This window comes from Halomonas sp. SSL-5, from assembly GCF_030708455.1.
Taxonomy (GTDB): domain Bacteria; phylum Pseudomonadota; class Gammaproteobacteria; order Pseudomonadales; family Halomonadaceae; genus Halomonas.
On sequence record NZ_JAUYWF010000002.1, the window covers coordinates 49,594 to 66,544 of the forward strand.

Consider the following 16,951-nt stretch of genomic DNA (forward strand, 5'->3'; position numbering starts at 1 on the left):
CCATCAGGAGAACGTGAGCAATGAACATCCGTCCCTTGCACGATCGCGTCATCATTCGTCGCGTTGAGGAAGAACAGAAGACCGCTGGCGGCATCGTGCTCCCGGGCAGCGCCCAGGAAAAACCGACTCGTGGCGAAGTGCTCGCCGTCGGTAACGGCCGGATCCTCGACAACGGCGACGTCCGCGCACTCGACGTGAAGGTCGGCGACACCGTGATCTTCAAGGATGGCTTCGGCGTCGAGAAGCAGAAGATCGACGGCGAAGAGGTCCTGATCATGAGCGAGTCCGACATCCTGGCCGTAGTCGAAGGTTGAGCTGAAGGCTGAGCGCAGGCCGCTCACGCCGTGCACACAGCGAATTGTGACGTTCACGAATTGAAAGGAAGATAGCGAACATGGCAGCTAAGCAAGTCAAGTTTTCCGATGATGCCCGCAAGCGCATGGCGCGCGGTGTCGACCTCCTGGCCAACGCGGTCAAGGTTACCCTGGGCCCGAAGGGCCGTAACGTGGTGATCGAGAAGTCCTTCGGCGCGCCGACCGTGACCAAGGACGGCGTCTCCGTGGCCAAGGAGATCGAGCTCAAGGACCGCTTCGAGAACATGGGCGCCCAGATGGTCAAGGAAGTCGCTTCCAAGACCTCCGATGTCGCCGGTGACGGCACCACCACCGCTACCGTGCTGGCCCAATCCATCGTCAACGAGGGCCTCAAGGGCGTCATCGCCGGCATGAACCCGATGGACCTCAAGCGCGGCATCGACCAGGCCGTCATCGCCGCGGTCAAGGAGATCGAGGCCCTGTCCGTGCCCTGCACCGACTCCAAGGCCATCGCCCAGGTCGGCACCATCTCCGCCAACGGCGACAAGCGCATCGGTGAGATCATCGCCGAGGCCATGGAGAAGGTCGGCAAGGAAGGCGTCATCACCGTCGATGAGGGCCGCGGCTTCGAGGACGAGCTCGATGTCGTCGAGGGCATGCAGTTCGATCGCGGCTACCTGTCGCCCTACTTCGTCACCAACCAGGACACCATGGCGGTCGAGCTGGAAGACCCCTACATCCTGATGGTCGACAAGAAGATCTCCAACATCCGCGAGCTGCTGCCGACCCTCGAGGCCGTGGCCAAGGCCGGCAAGCCGCTGGTGATCATCGCCGAGGACATCGAAGGCGAGGCGCTGGCCACCCTGGTGGTCAACACCATGCGCGGCATCGTCAAGGTCGCCGCCGCCAAGGCGCCTGGCTTCGGTGACCGCCGCAAGGCCATGCTGCAGGACATCGCCATCCTGACCAACGGCACCGTGATCTCCGAGGAAGTGGGCCTGAGCCTGGAGCAGGCTACCCTGGACCACCTGGGTACCGCCAAGCGCGTGACCATGTCCAAGGAAAACACCACCATCATCGATGGCGCCGGCAACGACGGCGACATCGAGGCCCGCGTCAACCAGATCCGCGCCCAGATCGAGGAGACCTCCTCCGACTACGATCGTGAGAAGCTCCAGGAGCGCGTCGCCAAGCTGGCCGGCGGTGTCGCCGTGATCCGCGTTGGTGCCGCCACCGAGGTGGAAATGAAGGAGAAGAAGGCGCGCGTCGAGGACGCCCTGCACTCCACTCGTGCCGCGGTCGAGGAAGGCGTGGTGCCTGGCGGCGGTACCGCCCTGGTGCGCGTGCTGACCAAGATCACCGACCTCAAGGGTGACAACGAGGACCAGACCCACGGCATCGCCATCGCCCTGCGCGCCATGGAATCCCCGCTGCGCCAGATCGTCACCAACGCCGGTCAGGAAGGCTCCGTCATCCTGAACCAGGTGAAGGCTGGCGAAGGCAACTACGGCTACAACGCCCAGACCGGCGAGTACGGTGACCTGTTCGAGATGGGCGTGCTGGACCCGGCCAAGGTGACCCGCTCTGCCCTGCAGTCCGCCGGCTCCGTGGCAGGCCTGATGATCACCACCGAGGCCATGATCGCCGACGATCCGGACGAGAAGGACGCCGCTCCGGACATGGGTGGAATGGGTGGCATGGGTGGCATGGGCGGCATGATGTAAGCCAGCCCCACCCTGCCCCAGGCACTGCCCTTCCAGGCAAGGCCTGAGACACACCCCGCCGGCGAGAGCCGGCGGGGTTTTTTCTTGCCAGCGCCAAGCACCGAGCGACAAGCAGCAAGCATCCCCGCTCCGTCCGTGGCGGCTTGGCGGCTTGGCGGCTTGGCAGCTTGAAGCTTGCCCCTTGTGGCTGGCCGAAGGCCCGGTAAGATACCGCCACACTCACGGATTACCCGGCCCTGCCCATGCTTTCGAATATCCGCATCGTCCTCGTCCAGACCTACCACCCCGGCAATATCGGCGCCTCGGCGCGGGCCATGAAGACCATGGGCCTCTCCGACCTGGTGCTGGTCAACCCGCGTCAGTTCCCCGACACCGAGGCGACACGTCTCGCCGCGGGTGCCGAGGATCTGGTGGCGGGTGCCCGGGTGGTCGGCTCGCTGGCCGAGGCGGTGGCGGACTGCGTGCAGGTGGTGGGCGCCAGCGCGCGACTCAGGAGCCTGCCGCTGCCCCACTTCGACGAGCCCGACGAGATGGCCCGCGACGCGTTGGAGCAGGCCGCACATGACCCGGTGGCACTGGTGTTCGGCCGCGAGCGCTTCGGGCTGACCAACGACGAGATCCGCCGGTGCAGCCACCAGGTGAGCATTCCCGCCAACCCCGACTACGGCATCCTCAACCTCTCACAGGCGGTGCAGGTACTCGCCTACGAGGTATTCAAGGCCTGGCGCCGACGACCCGGGAGCGGCTACCGCCCGGCCCTGCCCGCCGAGGAGCGCCAGCCCGGCCGCGAGCAGCTCGGTCATTTCCACGACCACCTGGGCCGGGTGATGCAACGCAGCGGCTTCATCACCCAGCCTCATGCGCGCACCGAGGCACACCTGCATGCACTGTTCGCCCGTGCCCAGCCCTCCCGCCGCGAACTCTCGCTGCTGCGCGGGCTGCTCGCCTCGCTGGAGGGCCACCTGCCCGAGGAGTAGATACCCATACAACGACGGCGGCCCGCAGGCCGCCGTCGAGGGTCACTCGGTAGCTGCTGCCTACAGGGTCATGGCGGCCAGCCAGCCGAAGGCGATCAGCGGGATGTTGTAGTGGAGGAAGGTCGGCACCACGCTATCCCAGATATGATCATGCTGGCGGTCGACGTTGAGGCCGGAGGTCGGCCCCAGGGTGGAGTCGGAGGCCGGCGAGCCGGCATCGCCCAGCGCCGCGGCGGTGCCGACGAGGGCCACGGTGGCCAGTGGCGAGAAGCCGAACTGCACCGCCAGGGGCACGAAGATGGCGGCGATGATCGGGATGGTGGAGAACGACGAGCCGATGCCCAGGGTGATGAACAGGCCCACCAGCAGCATCAGCAGCGCGGCCAGGCCGCGGTTGTCACCGATCACCGCGACGCTGGACTCCACCAGGGACTCGATCTGGCCGGTGGCGGTCATCACCGCGGCGAACCCCGATGCCGAGATCATGATGAAGCCGATCAGCGCCATCATGCGCATGCCGCTGGTGAAGAGGTCGTCGGCCTCACGCCACTTGAAGATGCCCCCCACAGAAAGCAGCGCGAAGCCCACCAGCCCGCCGAGGATCATGGAACCGGTCCAGAGCTGGATGCCCAGGGCCGCCACGATGGCGACCACCGACATCGCCAGGCCCAGGGCATGCGGCTCATGGGTTTCCGGGTGGTGGTGCGGCACGTTGCTGGTGGCCACCTCCAGCGCCTCGTAGTCACGCGGCCTGCGATAGCTGATGAACACCGCCACCGCGAGGCCCAGCGCCATGCCGCCCACCGGCACCCCCATGGCCAGGGGCACCATGCCACGGGTGATCTCGAGGCCCAGCGCCTCGCCGGCCTGGTTGATGTTAGCCAGCAGGATATCGTTGAGAAATATCGCCCCGAACCCGACCGGCAGCAGCATGTAGGGGGCGGTCAGGCCGAAGGTCAGCACACAGGCCACCGCGCGGCGGTCCAGACGCAGCTGGTTCATCACCTTGAGCAGCGGCGGGATCAGGATGGGGATGAAGGCGATGTGCACCGGAATCAGGTTCTGGGAGGAGATGGCCACCAGCAACACCGCCCCGAGCAGCAGATACTTCACCACCGCCTGCTTGCTGGCGCTGGCCTCCTGGCCCAGCAGGGCGATCAGCCGGCGGGCCAGCAGGTCCGGCAGTCCGGAGCGCGAGATGGCGACCGCGAAAGCCCCCAGGGTCGCATAGGCCAGGGCCACCTTGGCCCCGCCACCCACGCCGTCATTGAAGGCGCCGAGGGTCTCCTCCACGGAGAGCCCTCCCACCAGGCCGCCCACCAGCGCCCCGACCACCAGCGCGAAGACGACCGAAACCCGTGCCAGTGACAGACCCACCATCACCAGCACCGCAATGATTACCGCATTCATGGCAGCGTTCCCGAAGCAAGAGTTGGATTGAGACGAAACGGCGCAGGATTCTACCAGAAGCGCCCTCTCGGCGCCCGGGCCACCGGACCGGGATGTCATGGAAACGACACGCGACGGTCACCGCGCTGTTACCTGCATCGGCGATAAAGGGAGTCGTCCAGCAGGACACGGCAAGGGACACTGCCACTTATCCGCCACGGATGCGCCAGGGCTGGACGCCCTGCAGGGAGGTCGGCAGCAGGACGCTGCCCATGGAGGCCCTATCGCCACGGCAACCGCCGTGGCGTTCTTCGTGGTTACGACTCCCCCTTCCCCTCTTCAGTCTGCACCACGCTCGGCGGCCAACCCGGCACGCCTTCGCGAATCCGTCGGGAGAAGCGGGGGTCATCGTGGGCCGCGACGGCCCGCTGGGTGATATCACCGCGGTGCCTGAGCTCGTCCAGCGAGAAGCCGGGCACCAGGCCACCGTGATCATGGACATAGCCGGGCAGCAGCCCGCTGAGCAACAGCCGATGGTCCAGCGGCAGCCCCTGGATAATGCGTCGCATCAGAGCGTAGACCAGGGTGGTGCAGTTGGCGCTGATGGTGTGGTAGAAGCGCGGCTCACGCTCCAGCCGGTTGGCCTGCTCGACCAGGGCCAGCAGCAGCTCGCGGCGCTCGTGTTGACCGAGCAACACCCGATAGAGGGTCACCGCTTCGCCGCGCACGTTGCTGCGCAGGCGTACCGCGTCACGCTCGTCGGCGACGATAATCGCCAGCTCGAAGCGCTTGAAGAAGCCGCCGATCTCCGAGAAGGGCTCATGGCGTTCACGCCGCACCTCCACCGAGAAGGCCACGAAGTCATCGACCGCTCCCGCATCGTTCTCGAAACCGAAGGAGAGCAGCACATGGGCGATGCCCGGCCGGCCCCAGCCGGAGACGAGCAGATCCAGGGACGCCAGTCGCCGGAGGTCATATTCTCGCCGCTCCCAGGCCACCCGGGCGTCGTCCCGGGTCAACCAGTCGAAGCAACGCACATGGTCGAGCCGCAACCGCTCGTCGTGGCGGCGACCGGTCGCCAGGTGGGCCACATCATCGGCCCAGGCCAGATAGCTTGCCGGCACCAGGCGCCGCCACCAGCCCAGCAGCACCAGCATGCTCACCGCCATCACCAGCGCCGGTCCTGCCCTGGCGCCCTGCCAGTGCCACGCCAGGCACAGGCCACCCAGCAGCAGCCAGGCAAGGGCAGCGACACGGCGCCAGGGAATGCCGGCGGGAAAGCGATGCAGCAGCGCCAGGCCGCCCCATAGCGAACACACCAGCAGCACCAGGCGCAGGGTGAGATCGAGAAACAGCGACATGGGGAAACTCCTTACGGCCTGTCGCCAGGCTACCACGCCCTGCCACCACCGACCTCAAAGCCTCACACCGGCGTCTCATCGATGCGCGCCCTTCAACGCCGGCGCCGCTAGCCACTTCCCCGGACGCTTCGCCAGCGTTGAACTGGCTGCCTGCCCAAGCGGCGGCGGTCTCTATAGTGTGAGGAGCGACCACCGTCGGACAGGGAGACGCGTCCATGCCGCTTGTGCTGATCATCCTGCTGCCGCTGACCGGCGCCTGCCTGCCCGCCCTGCTGCAGGGACGATCATCGCGCCTGCTGGCCTCGGTCGCCGCCCTGCCCGCGCTCTTCTGCCTGCTGCTGCTGCTCAGCTGGCTGCCCCATGTCATGGGTGGCGGCGAGGCCGTGGTCCAGCGGCTCGCCTGGCTGCCATCGCTGGGCCTCGACGTGGCCTTCCGCCTCGACGGCCTGGGGCTGCTGTTCGCCCTGCTGATCACCGGGATCGGCTGCCTGATCCTGCTCTACGCGCGTTACTACTTCGCGGGCAGCGACACCTCGGCACGCTTCTTCACCCTGATCCTGCTGTTCATGGCGGCCATGCTGAGCATCGTGCTCTCCGAGAACCTGCTGTTCATGCTGGTGTTCTGGGAGCTGACCAGCCTGGTCTCCTTCCTGCTGATCGGCTACCACAGCCACGACCACGCGGCCCGGCTCGGCGCCCGCATGTCGCTGGTGATCACCGGCGGCGGCGGCCTGGCGCTGTTCGGCGGCGTGGTGCTGCTGGGCCAGGCCGCCGGCAGCTATGAGCTCACCAAGGTGCTCGAGGCCGGCGACCGGATCCGCGCCCACGAGCACTACGGCCTGATGCTCAACCTGATCCTGCTCGGCGCCTTCACCAAGTCGGCCCAGTTCCCCTTCCACCTGTGGCTGCCCCACGCCATGACCGCCCCCACCCCGGTCTCTGCCTACCTGCACAGCGCCACCATGGTCAAGGCGGGGCTGTTCCTGGTCGCCCGGCTTCACCCGGCGCTGGGCGACACCTCGCTGTGGTTCCACCTGATCACCCTGACCGGCATGGTGACGCTGATGCTGGGTGCCTTCGTGGCGATGTTCATGCACGACATGAAGGGCCTGCTGGCCTACTCCACGGTCTCCCACCTGGGGCTGATCATGCTGCTGCTGGGGCTGGGCACGCCCATGGCGCTGGCGGCGGCGCTCTTCCACCTGCTCTGCCATGCGCTGTTCAAGGCGCCGCTGTTCATGATGGCGGGCTACGTCGATCGCGCCACCGGCACCCGTGATATGCGCCGGATCAACGGCATGTGGCGTTTCATGCCGGCGCTGATGGTACTGTCCGGTATCTCCGCCGCCGCCATGGCCGGCCTGCCGCTGATGAGCGGCTACCTGAGCAAGAAGATGCTGTTCGGCGAGAGCCTGCAGGTGACGGCGCCGGACTGGGCGGTGGTGGTGATTCCCCTCTGGGTGACCCTGGCCGGGCTGTTCTCGGTGGCCTACTCGATCCGCATCTTCCACAACGTCTTCTTCAACGGCCGGCCGGTCGACCTGCCTGTCTGGCCCCCGGTCTCACCGCGGGCGGCGGCGCTGTCGCCCATCGCGCTGCTGGCCTTCGCCACCCTGCTGGTGGGGTTGGCCCCGGAGGCCTTCTACGCCGGCCTGGTCCACCCCGCCTTCGCCGCGGCGCGCCAGGCCATGGTGACGCCCTTCGACTTCGCCACCCTGGGGGGCCGCCTGCCGATGCTGATGAGCCTGTTCGCCCTGGCCGGCGGCGCGCTCTTCTACCACTTTCGCGATCCCCTGTTCCGCCTCCATGCCCGCCTGCCGGAGGTCGACGCCAAGGAGATCTTCGACTGGCTCATGCGCCGCACCATCGCGCTCTCCCAGCAGCGGGTCTTCCAGCTCGAGAACGGCTCGCTGCAGCGCTACCTGACCTTCATCATGGCCACCCTGGTGGTGCTGGTGGGCCTCGAGCTCGGCGGCGTGACCCACTGGGACGGCGGCGTGGCGCTCGCCCCCCTCGACCCGCTGACCCTGCTGGCGGCAGTGCTGTTGTGCCTGGCCGCCATCGGCGTGGTGGCCTTCCACCACTACCGCCTGCCGGCCCTGCTGCTGCTGGGCGTCACCGGGCTCTTCGTCACCGTCACCTTCGCGCGCTTCTCGGCCCCCGACCTCGCCCTGACCCAGCTGATGGTGGAGGTGATGGCGGTGGTGATCATGATGCTGGCGCTCTCCTTCCTGCCCCAGACCTCGCCCCGGGGCTCGAGCGGCTTCCGCATGGGGCGCGACCTGGCCATCGCCGGCCTGATGGGCATCGGCGTGGCGGCTTTCAGCTACGCCATCCTGACCCGTCCCCAGCAGACGATCTCGGACTTCTTCCTGGTCAACAGCGTGCCCGGCGGCGGCGGCAGCAACGTGGTCAACGTGATCCTGGTCGACTTCCGCGGCTTCGACACCCTGGGCGAGATCACCGTGCTGGGCATCGCCGCGGTGGCGGTGTTCGCCTTCACCCGCGACCTGCACCTCAAGGAACGGGTGGTGGAGACCAACCCCATGCACTGGGTCGCCGAGCCGCACCCGATCATGCTCAGCACCGTGGCCCGGCTGGTGCTGCCCATCGCCCTGCTGGTCTCGGCCTATATCTTCCTGCGCGGCCACAACCTCCCCGGCGGCGGCTTCATCGCCGGGCTGATCACCGCGGTGGCGCTGACGCTGCAGTACATGGCCGGCGGCCTGGTGTGGGCCCAGGCGCGCATGCTGACCGCCTTTCGGCCGCTGATCGGCGCCGGCGTGCTGATCGCCACCTTCACTGGCCTGGGCAGCTGGCTGTTCGGCTTCCCCTTCCTCACCTCGGCCCACGGTCACTTTCACCTGCCGCTGGTCGGCGAGTTCGAGCTGGCCACCGCCATGCTCTTCGACCTCGGCGTCTATGCCACCGTGGTCGGGGCCACGCTGCTGATCCTGGCCAACCTCGGCAAGCTGATGACGGTGGCCGGCCCCGGCAAGGAGATCGGCTGATGGAACTGCTCTACGCCATCACCCTGGGCGTGCTCACCACCTGCGGGGTCTACCTGCTGCTGCGGGCGCGCACCTTCACGGTGATCCTCGGGCTGACGCTGCTCTCCCACGCCGTCAACCTCTACCTGTTCGCTTCGGGACGCCTGGTCGCCGGCGCCCCGGCCATCGTCGGCCTGACGGAGCACTCCGCGGACCCGCTGCCCCAGGCCCTGGTGCTCACCGCCATCGTCATCGGCTTCGCCATGACCGCCTTCGTGGTGGTTCTGGCGCTCAAGGCCGCGGTGGAGCTGCGCAATGACCACGTGGACGGCGAGAACCCCGACGAGGACCGCGCATGAACCACGCCTTGATCCTGCCCATCCTGCTGCCGCTGCTCACCGGCGCCGGCCAGCTGCTGTTCTACCGAGCCCCGTTCCCCCTGCAGCGCCTGCTGGGCTTCGCCAGTACCGGCTGGCTGGTGTTGCTGGGCATCTGGGCACTGGCCACGGCCGGCTCGGGCGACTACCTGCTCTACCAGGCCGGCGACTGGCCGGCCCCCTTCGGCATCGTGCTGGTCCTCGACCGCCTCGCCGCCATCATGCTGGCCCTGACCGCCGTGCTGGGGTTGTGCTGCCTGCTCTATGCCAGCGGCGGCACCGACCAGCGCGGCGCCCACTTCCACGCCCTCTTCCAGTTCCAGCTGGCCGGCCTCAATGGCGCCTTCCTGACCGGCGACCTGTTCAACCTCTTCGTGTTCTTCGAGATCCTGCTGATCGCCTCCTACGCGCTGCTGCTGCACGGTGGGGGCCGCGCCCGCAGCCGCGCCGGGCTGCACTACGTGATCATCAACCTGGCGGGCTCGGCGCTGTTCCTGATCGCGCTGGGCACCCTCTACGGCCTCACCGGCACCCTCAACATGGCCGACCTGGCGCTGCGCGTGGCCGCGGCGCCGGCGGAGGATGCCCCGCTGCTCGCCGCCGCCAGCCTGATCCTGCTGGTGGTGTTCGGCATCAAGGCGGCGATCCTGCCGCTGCTGTTCTGGCTGCCGCGGGCCTACTCGGCGGCCAGCGCCCCGGTGGCGGCACTCTTCGCCATCATGACCAAGGTGGGGGTCTACGCCATCCTGCGGGTCTTCCTGCTGGTCTTCGCGCTGGGCGAGGCGCCGATCAACGAGACCGCCTGGGCTTGGCTGTGGCCGCTGGCGCTGCTGACCCTGGCGCTGGGCGGCGTCGGCGTGTTGGGCTCGGACAGCCTGCGCACCCTGGCCGCCTACCTGGTAATCCTCTCGGTCGGCACCCTGCTCGCCACCATCAGTCTGGTGACCCCGGCCGCCCTGGGCGCCGCACTCTTCTACCTGATCCACAGCACCGGCATGGCCGCGGTGTTCTTCCTGCTCGCCGACCTGCTGGGCCAGCAGCGCGAGGAGGGCTACGACCGCTTCTCGGCGCCCGGCCCCATCGGGCATCGCCGGGTCCTGGGCACACTGTTCTTCATCGCCGGCATCGCCATGGCGGGGCTGCCGCCGTTCGGCGGCTTCGTCAGCAAGGCGTGGATCCTTCAGGCCAGCGCCGCCGACCCCCGGGGGCTGTGGCTGTGGGGCGTGCTGCTGGCCTCGGCCCTGCTGGTGATCATCGCCATCAGCCGCACCGGCAGCAGCTGGTTCTGGCGCCCGGGCGAGATGGCCAGGCCCTATCCACTCAGGCGCGGCCTGCTCACACTGGTCTACAGCATGGTCGGCCTCAACGCGCTGCTGGCGGTCTTCGGCGACCCACTGATGGGCTATCTCGAACTGACCGCCGAGCAGCTGCTCGCGCCCCGCGGCTATATCGCCGCCGTGCTGTCCGACGCCCTCGCGTCCACCAGGGAGTCCAGCCCATGACGCCATCCTTCCGCTCCCGGCGGTTCTGGCTGCCGCACCCGCTTTTCTCGCTGTTCCTGGCGCTGCTGTGGCTGCTGATGGTCAACGAGGTCAGCGTCGCTCACGCCCTGCTGGGGCTGGCCCTGGGCGTGGTAATCCCCCGGGTGACTCACGCCTTCTGGCCCGAGGAGGCGAAGATCCGCCGGCCCCTGCCGCTGCTGCGCTACCTGCTGGTGCTGCTGGTGGACATCCTGCGCTCCAACCTGGTGGTCGCCCTGCGCATCCTGCGCCCCGCCCGCCACCTGCGGCCGGGCTTCTTCACCTACCCGTTGACGCTGGACGACGACTTCGCCATCACCATCCTGGCCAGCACCATCTCGCTGACGCCGGGCACCGTCTCGATCCACTACGACGCGAAGGCCAACACCCTGCTGGTGCACGCCCTGCATCTTGAGGATGAGGCCGAGACCATCGCCGGCATTCGTGAACGCTACGAGCAGCCGCTCAGGGAGATCTTCCGATGATCGCTTTCGTGATACCCATCGCGATGACGCTGTTTGCCATCGCCGCCCTGCTCAACCTCTACCGCCTGGCCGTGGGCCCGGACATCGTCGACCGGATCCTGGCGCTGGATACCCTGATGATCAACAGCATCGCGCTGATCGTGCTGGCCGACATGCGGATGGGACTCGGCGTGCTGTTCGAGCTGGCCCTGCTGATCGCCCTGATGGGCTTCGTCAGCACCGTGGCCATGAGCAAGTACCTGCTGCGGGGAGACGTCATCGAATGACCAGCATCGACATGCCGTGGTATCTGCAACTCATCGTCGCCGCCTTCCTGCTGGTCGGCGCGATCGTGGCCCTGATCGGCTCCTGGGGGCTGGCCAAGCTGCCCGACTTCTACACGCGCCTGCATGGCCCCACCAAGGCCAGCACCCTGGGCGTCGGCTGTACGCTGATCGGCTCGCTGCTCACCTTCAGCCACCAGCAGGACGGCGTCTCGGTGCAGGAGGCGCTGGTGACCATCTTCCTGTTCGCCACCGCCCCGGTCAGCGCCCACATGATGGGCAAGGCCGCCCTGCGCCGGCGCCTGCCGGGCGTGGCGGGCACGCGCAATATGCCCAACGACAAGTAGTCAGCTACCGGCAAGAGGCCACGTGATAGCCCGGCGAGGTCCATCTCCTCACCAAAGCCTGATAGGGTGAATAGCCAGCTGGCATCAACGACTGGAGGCCGACATGCCCCGCTTCCCCGACCATCTGACCGGCGACGGTCCCCACAACCCCTTCCCCGGCGTGCGCGTGCTGGAGCGGCGACTGGGCCGCGAGATCCCCCACCAGCTGGGCTCCAACGAGGGCCTCGACATGCCCCATCGCGCCCTGCGCGAGCGCTTCGGGGATGCCATGGCCGAGCATGTCTACAGCTACGGCGATGCCGAGGCACTGGGGATCCGCCGTCGCCTGGCGGACCAGAAGGGCATTCCAGTGGAGGCGATGCTGGTGGACGCCGGCGCCGACAGCCTGATCGCCCTGGCCCTGCGCGCCCTGGTCACGCCGGGCGACGCCGTGGTCGGCACCCGGGGCACCTACCCCACCTTCGGCTATTTCGCCCGTGGCGAGGGAGCTCGCCTGGTGGAGGTGCCCTATGACGAGGGGCCCGGTCGGCTGGCGCCGGACCTCGAGGCCCTGGCCAGGTCCGCCAGGGAGGAGAGCGCGCGGCTGGTCTACCTGGCCAATCCCGACAATCCCGGCGGTCACCTGCACCGCGACGACGACGTGCTGGCGCTACGCCGGGCGTTGCCGGATGACTGCTGGCTGCTGCTCGACGAGGCCTACCACGACTTCCGCGACGACGCCGATGGCGAGTTCGGCCGCCGGGTACTCCCCGGGGTGGTACGCCTGCGCACCCTCTCCAAGGCCCACGGCCTCGCCGGGCTGCGTGTCGGCTACGCCATCGCCGCCCCCGAGACCCTGGCGGTGATGATGAAGGTGCGCATCCACTATGCGGTGTCGACCCTGAGCCAGGCCGCCGCCGAGACCGTGCTGGACCACCCCGCCGAGGTCGATGCCCATGTGGCCGCGGTACGAAGGCGTCGCGAGCGTCTGGCGGCACACCTGGGTGGGCTGGGCGCCGACGTGCTGCCCAGTGCCACCAACTTCGTTGGCATCCGCCTGGCCAGCGCGGCGCTGGCCGGCGAGGTACACAAGGCGCTGCTCGACGAGGGCAAGCTGATCGCCCGCCCCGCCGACCCGTCGCTGGGCCACGTGCTGCGCATCACCGCGGTGGAGGATGCCCTGGTACCCGGCCGGCTGGCCACCCTGGAGAGGGCGCTGGCAACCCCCTGAGCCGGCAGGCCTTTCCGGTACCTCAGCAGCGTCCCTTCTTGGCCTGTCCCGGCGGGCAGAAGTATCCGCCACGCGAGCGGGAATGGTAGCCACCGCGATCGTCGTCGATGACGATCAGCGGCTCGGAGCTGATGCGTGCGGGGGTGTAGCTGCAGCCGGCCAGCACGGCCGCCGAGAGAGTCAGGACAACGGGGAACAGCAGGCGCCGGAACATGGGATCCTCCTTGAAAGTATCATCAGCGAACGCAGCGCATTCTAGCCAAGCGGGCGCCGACAACACATGTGGAGCATCGGCGACATCGATGTCGCCATCAGGAGACAGTAGCCAGCGGATCGTCACCGGGCGATAGTGACGGCTATTAGCCTGCAAACCGCACCCGCGACCTCAATCACAACGACAACCACGATAACGGAACGACCATGGATGCCCTGCGCCGCCACTCCCTATTGATCATCCTCTTCGGCAGCCTGGTGGTGACCCTGGCCATGGGCCTGCGCCACGGCTTCGGGCTGTTCCTGGAGCCCATGAGCAGCGAGCTGGGCTGGGGCCGTGGCGTCTTCGCCTTCGCCCTGGCCATCCAGAACCTGCTGTGGGGTCTCTCCCAGCCCTTCGCCGGCGCCCTGGCCGACCGCTTCGGCGCCGCACGCGTGGTGGTGGTAGGCGGCGCCCTCTATACCCTGGGCCTCGTCTGCATGGGGCTCTCCGACTCGGCGCTGGGCATGAGCCTCTCCGCCGGGGTGCTGATCGGCCTGGGCCTCTCCGGCACCACCTTCTCGGTGATCCTCGGCGCCGTGGGCCGCGCCGTGGCCCCGGAGAAGCGCAGCATGGCCATGGGCATCGTCAGTGCCGCCGGCTCCTTCGGCCAGTTCGCCATGCTGCCCGGCACCCTGGGGCTGCTGGGCTGGCTGGGCTGGTCCGCGGCGTTGCTGGCGATGGGCGCCATCGCCGCGCTGATGCTGCCGCTGGGCGCCCTGCTGCGCGACCGTCCGGCCGCTGCCGCCGCCGGTGACCTGCCGCTGCGTGAGGCGCTCGACGAGGCCGCCGGCCAGCGTGGCTTCTGGCTGCTCTGCATGGGCTTCTTCGTGTGTGGCTTCCAGGTGGTGTTCATCGGTGTTCACCTGCCCGGCTACCTCTACGACAACGGCATCGCCGTCCAGGTCGGCAGCACCGTGCTGGCGCTGATCGGCCTGTTCAATATCTTCGGCACCTACGTCGCCGGCTGGCTGGGCGGGCGGTTCTCGAAGCCCCGTCTGCTGAGTGGGATCTACCTGACCCGGGCGGTGATCATCACCCTCTTCCTGATGGCCCCTCTGAGCCCCACGACCACCTACCTGTTCGGCATCGCCATGGGGCTGCTGTGGCTCTCCACGGTGCCGCTCACCAACGGCATCGTCGCCTCGGTATTCGGCGTCCAGCACCTCTCGATGCTCGGCGGGATCGTCTTCCTCTTCCACCAGCTCGGCTCCTTCATGGGCGTCTGGCTCGGCGGCTTCCTCTATGACCTGCAGGGTGACTACGACGTGGTCTGGAAGCTGGCCATCCTGCTCGGCGTGGTGGCGGCCATGCTGCACTGGTGGATCAGCGAGGCACCGGTGGCGCGCGGCGCCCGCCAGGAGATCGAAGCATGAGTCGCCAACTGGCCTGGCGGCTGGCGGCGGCGGCCCTCACCGCGGCCGCCCTGGCGCTGGTATGGTGGGGCTGGCATCGGCTGGACGCCGCCCTGCTGCTGCTCGGCAGCCGGCTCTGCTGAGGCCCTTGCCGGAGCGAGTGACAGGGCGAAAGGGCTGACAGCCACGCCCGTGCGGCAGGCCGGCCGCGGAGGGGGGATCATGCGCTTGCCCGAGGACGACATACCGCGCCGCCGCCGGCGCCCGCTATGGGTGCTGCCAAGCCTGCTTCTCGGCATGCTGCTGTCGGGCTGCAGCGCTCTGGAGCGCCAGCATGAGGCCCTGCTGGTGCTCGGCGACCTGGCCGCCGGCGAGGGGCCGAGCCGGCTGAAGCAGCGTACCCCACCTCCCGAGCGTGAGCGACTCGCCTACGCCGTGGCGGGACGCGACTACCTGGCGGACCTCTACCGGCCGGAAACATCACGCCGCGGGACCCTGATCCTGGTGCATGGCCTGACCGAGGCGGGCCGGCGCGATCCCCGCCTGATGGCCCTGGCCCGCTCCCTGGCACGGGCCGGTTTCACCGTGCTGGTGCCCGAGCTGGACGGCCTGCGTGACTTCTCGGTCGGCACTCGCGAGGTGCAGGGCATCGCCGATGCCATTCGCTACGCCAGCGACGCGCTTGCCACCACCGACGGGGGGCCGGCGCTGGCCGCCATCAGTTTCGCCACGGGTCCGGCGCTGCTGGCGGCCATGCAGCCGGATACCGCCCACCGGGTACGTTTCGTGATCGCCGTTGGCGGCTATTACGACCTGACCGACCTGCTGCGCTACGCCACCACCGGGGAGGATCGGGGTAGCGCCTGCCGCCGGCCGCCTCCGCCCCAGCGCGACGTGCGCTGGGCCGTGCTGCGCAGCCAGCTCCACGCCCTGGAGGATGCCCAGGACCGGGAGCGCCTGGCGGCCATCGCCCGCGCTCGGCTGGCGGGCGAAGAGGCGGCGGATCCCGACACGAGCGAGCTAAGCCCCGAGGCAATGGCGCTGTACGCGCTGGTGACCAACCGCGACCCGGCGCGGGTCACGCCGCTGCTCGGGGCGCTACCACCGCCGCTGCTCGCCCAGTTCACGGCGCTGGATCTGGCGTCTCGGGATCTCGATGCGCTGGAGGCGAGGCTGGTACTGATCCACGGCCCGGACGACCGGGTGATCCCGGTCAGTCACTCGCGGCGGCTGCGCGCCGCCCTCCCCGCCGGCCAGGCGCGACTCTTCGAGGCCGAGGGGCTCGGCCACGTGGAGGTCTCGGCCAACTGGCGCGACGCCTGGACGCTATGGCGGGCGATCCATCATGTGCTCTGGCTGGGCGAGGATGCAGACACGAAGCGGTAGCCGGGTGTGGCCTTCCTGCGGCTCAGACAAGGACACGGAAGCGACGGCGACCCTCAGGCGTTGTAGACCACCCGCCCGAGTTCGCCGATATCGTAGCCGCCCAGCGCCTCGGCGCGCTCGGCGAAGCGTGGCTCCTGGACGAACGCCAGCAGACGCTGGATCGGCGCTTCGAAGTAGCTGCGCCGACGTAGTGCCAGGTCGAAATGCTCCCGGTGCAGGGGCAGGAAGGTCAGCCCCTGGCGCCTCGCCGCCGCCTCCACCCCGAGCCCCGCATCCGCTTCGTCCTGGCGTATCGCCAGTGCCAGATCATCCTCCGAGAGTGAGGGGTGGGCCGTGAAATGCAGCCGTGAAGCCTCCACGCCCGCCTGCTCCAGCAACCAGCTCAGCAGCCGCCCCGCCCCGGCGTCCGGCTGGCGATGGGCGATGCGCACCTCGGGACGCGTTAGATCGGCCAGGCGGCGAATGCCCAGCGGGTTGCCCGGCGCCAGCAGCAACCCCTGGCGCCGGGTCGCCCAGCGCACCATCACCAGGTCGCGCATCCCGCCCATCCCCAGGGCCTGGGGTTGGTTGTAGCCACCGCTCGCCGCATCCAGCAGGTGCAGCCCGGCGAGCATCGCCTGGCCCTCCAGCAGCCGTCGCACGCCGTCACCGCTGCCCTGGCACAGCAGCGCCAGTTGGGAGCCGCTCTCGCGCACCGCCCACTCCAGCAGCGGATCCTGGCTGCCGGCTAGGACCACCGGCACCGGGCGCGCCGTCGCCTGGTCGCCCTCCAGATGATTCATCAGCCACAGGTCGATGCTGTGGCGCGGAAACAGCAGCTTGCCGGTGACCCGCACGCAGGGGATCGCCCCCTGGCGCACCAGATCGTAGACCTTGCGCTCCTTGAGGCGCAGGTAGTCGGCCACCTCGGCGGTGGTCAGGTACGTGGCCCTCGATTCCATCAGGCTCTCCTTGCTTGCGCCGCCGGGGCCATCACCCCGGTCACCTCGGCCCTGCTCGA

Annotated in this window: 17 protein-coding genes; 13 read left to right on the top strand and 4 right to left on the bottom strand. The window is 68.7% G+C overall.

Translation table 11 applies throughout. The annotated features are described in order from the left end of the window. Window positions 1-20 precede the first annotated feature (20 nt). The 3 genes from RAN53_RS02120 (at window position 21) to RAN53_RS02130 (ending at window position 3,015) form a co-directional block, all read left to right on the top strand. Window positions 21-314 carry a co-chaperone GroES gene (locus RAN53_RS02120; RefSeq protein WP_161432894.1) on the top strand — a complete coding sequence of 98 codons (294 nt, stop codon included), beginning with the start codon at window positions 21-23 and terminating at the stop codon, window positions 312-314. Between the two features lie 80 nt (window positions 315-394). Next, window positions 395-2,038: a chaperonin GroEL gene (groL, locus tag RAN53_RS02125; RefSeq protein ID WP_305795172.1), complete on the top strand. Its 1,644-nt coding sequence runs from the start codon at window positions 395-397 to the stop codon at window positions 2,036-2,038. A gap of 242 nt (window positions 2,039-2,280) precedes the next feature. Continuing rightward, on the top strand, window positions 2,281-3,015 hold the full coding sequence (locus RAN53_RS02130; protein ID WP_305795173.1) for an RNA methyltransferase: 735 nt from the start codon (window positions 2,281-2,283) through the stop codon (window positions 3,013-3,015). A gap of 60 nt (window positions 3,016-3,075) precedes the next feature. On the opposite strand, the gene RAN53_RS02135 is transcribed toward RAN53_RS02130, so the two are convergent. Then, on the bottom strand, window positions 3,076-4,425 hold the full coding sequence (locus tag RAN53_RS02135) for a Na+/H+ antiporter family protein (protein WP_305795174.1): 1,350 nt from the start codon (window positions 4,423-4,425) through the stop codon (window positions 3,076-3,078). A 296-nt stretch (window positions 4,426-4,721) separates the two neighbouring features. Then, a complete protein-coding gene (locus RAN53_RS02140) occupies window positions 4,722-5,765 on the bottom strand; it encodes a DUF4105 domain-containing protein (RefSeq protein WP_305795175.1) in 1,044 nt (347 codons plus the stop codon). A 215-nt stretch (window positions 5,766-5,980) separates the two neighbouring features. Here RAN53_RS02140 and RAN53_RS02145 point away from each other — a divergent pair, with 215 nt between their 5' ends. The 7 genes from RAN53_RS02145 to RAN53_RS02175 all read left to right on the top strand — a co-directional run bounded on the left by RAN53_RS02145 (window position 5,981) and on the right by RAN53_RS02175 (window position 12,957). Next, entirely contained in the window at window positions 5,981-8,776 is a 2,796-nt protein-coding gene (locus tag RAN53_RS02145) for a monovalent cation/H+ antiporter subunit A (RefSeq protein ID WP_305795176.1), read from the top strand. Beyond that, window positions 8,776-9,114 (top strand): Na+/H+ antiporter subunit C, encoded by a 339-nt coding sequence (locus RAN53_RS02150; RefSeq protein WP_305795177.1) that lies wholly within the window; start codon window positions 8,776-8,778, stop codon window positions 9,112-9,114. Before RAN53_RS02145 ends, RAN53_RS02150 begins: the two co-directional genes overlap by 1 nt. Continuing rightward, the gene (locus tag RAN53_RS02155; protein WP_305795178.1) at window positions 9,111-10,634 is read left to right on the top strand and encodes a monovalent cation/H+ antiporter subunit D; all 1,524 of its coding nucleotides are present in this window, start codon (window positions 9,111-9,113) and stop codon (window positions 10,632-10,634) included. The genes RAN53_RS02150 and RAN53_RS02155 overlap by 4 nt, the downstream gene beginning before the upstream one ends. Next, window positions 10,631-11,137: a Na+/H+ antiporter subunit E gene (locus RAN53_RS02160; protein WP_305795179.1), complete on the top strand. Its 507-nt coding sequence runs from the start codon at window positions 10,631-10,633 to the stop codon at window positions 11,135-11,137. Before RAN53_RS02155 ends, RAN53_RS02160 begins: the two co-directional genes overlap by 4 nt. After that, entirely contained in the window at window positions 11,134-11,403 is a 270-nt protein-coding gene (locus RAN53_RS02165; protein ID WP_305795180.1) for a K+/H+ antiporter subunit F, read from the top strand. The genes RAN53_RS02160 and RAN53_RS02165 overlap by 4 nt, the downstream gene beginning before the upstream one ends. After that, the gene (locus RAN53_RS02170) at window positions 11,400-11,747 is read left to right on the top strand and encodes a Na+/H+ antiporter subunit G (RefSeq protein WP_305795181.1); all 348 of its coding nucleotides are present in this window, start codon (window positions 11,400-11,402) and stop codon (window positions 11,745-11,747) included. Before RAN53_RS02165 ends, RAN53_RS02170 begins: the two co-directional genes overlap by 4 nt. A 103-nt stretch (window positions 11,748-11,850) precedes the next feature. Beyond that, window positions 11,851-12,957 carry a pyridoxal phosphate-dependent aminotransferase gene (locus RAN53_RS02175; protein ID WP_305795182.1) on the top strand — a complete coding sequence of 369 codons (1,107 nt, stop codon included), beginning with the start codon at window positions 11,851-11,853 and terminating at the stop codon, window positions 12,955-12,957. A 22-nt stretch (window positions 12,958-12,979) separates the two neighbouring features. Here the strand turns inward: RAN53_RS02175 and RAN53_RS02180 are convergent, their stop codons facing one another. Then, a complete protein-coding gene (locus RAN53_RS02180; RefSeq protein ID WP_305795183.1) occupies window positions 12,980-13,171 on the bottom strand; it encodes a hypothetical protein in 192 nt (63 codons plus the stop codon). A gap of 206 nt (window positions 13,172-13,377) precedes the next feature. On the opposite strand from RAN53_RS02180, the gene RAN53_RS02185 reads away from it, so the two are divergent. The 3 genes from RAN53_RS02185 to RAN53_RS02195 all read left to right on the top strand — a co-directional run bounded on the left by RAN53_RS02185 (window position 13,378) and on the right by RAN53_RS02195 (window position 15,951). Then, window positions 13,378-14,586 (top strand): MFS transporter, encoded by a 1,209-nt coding sequence (locus tag RAN53_RS02185; protein WP_305795184.1) that lies wholly within the window; start codon window positions 13,378-13,380, stop codon window positions 14,584-14,586. Continuing rightward, window positions 14,583-14,708, top strand: a complete 126-nt coding sequence (locus tag RAN53_RS02190; RefSeq protein WP_305795185.1) for a hypothetical protein — start codon at window positions 14,583-14,585, stop codon at window positions 14,706-14,708. The genes RAN53_RS02185 and RAN53_RS02190 overlap by 4 nt, the downstream gene beginning before the upstream one ends. Before the next feature lie 79 nt (window positions 14,709-14,787). Continuing rightward, window positions 14,788-15,951: an alpha/beta fold hydrolase gene (locus RAN53_RS02195; RefSeq protein WP_305795186.1), complete on the top strand. Its 1,164-nt coding sequence runs from the start codon at window positions 14,788-14,790 to the stop codon at window positions 15,949-15,951. A gap of 53 nt (window positions 15,952-16,004) precedes the next feature. Here RAN53_RS02195 and RAN53_RS02200 read toward each other — a convergent pair whose 3' ends face one another. Then, a complete protein-coding gene (locus tag RAN53_RS02200; RefSeq protein WP_305795187.1) occupies window positions 16,005-16,892 on the bottom strand; it encodes a helix-turn-helix transcriptional regulator in 888 nt (295 codons plus the stop codon). Window positions 16,893-16,951 lie beyond the last annotated feature (59 nt).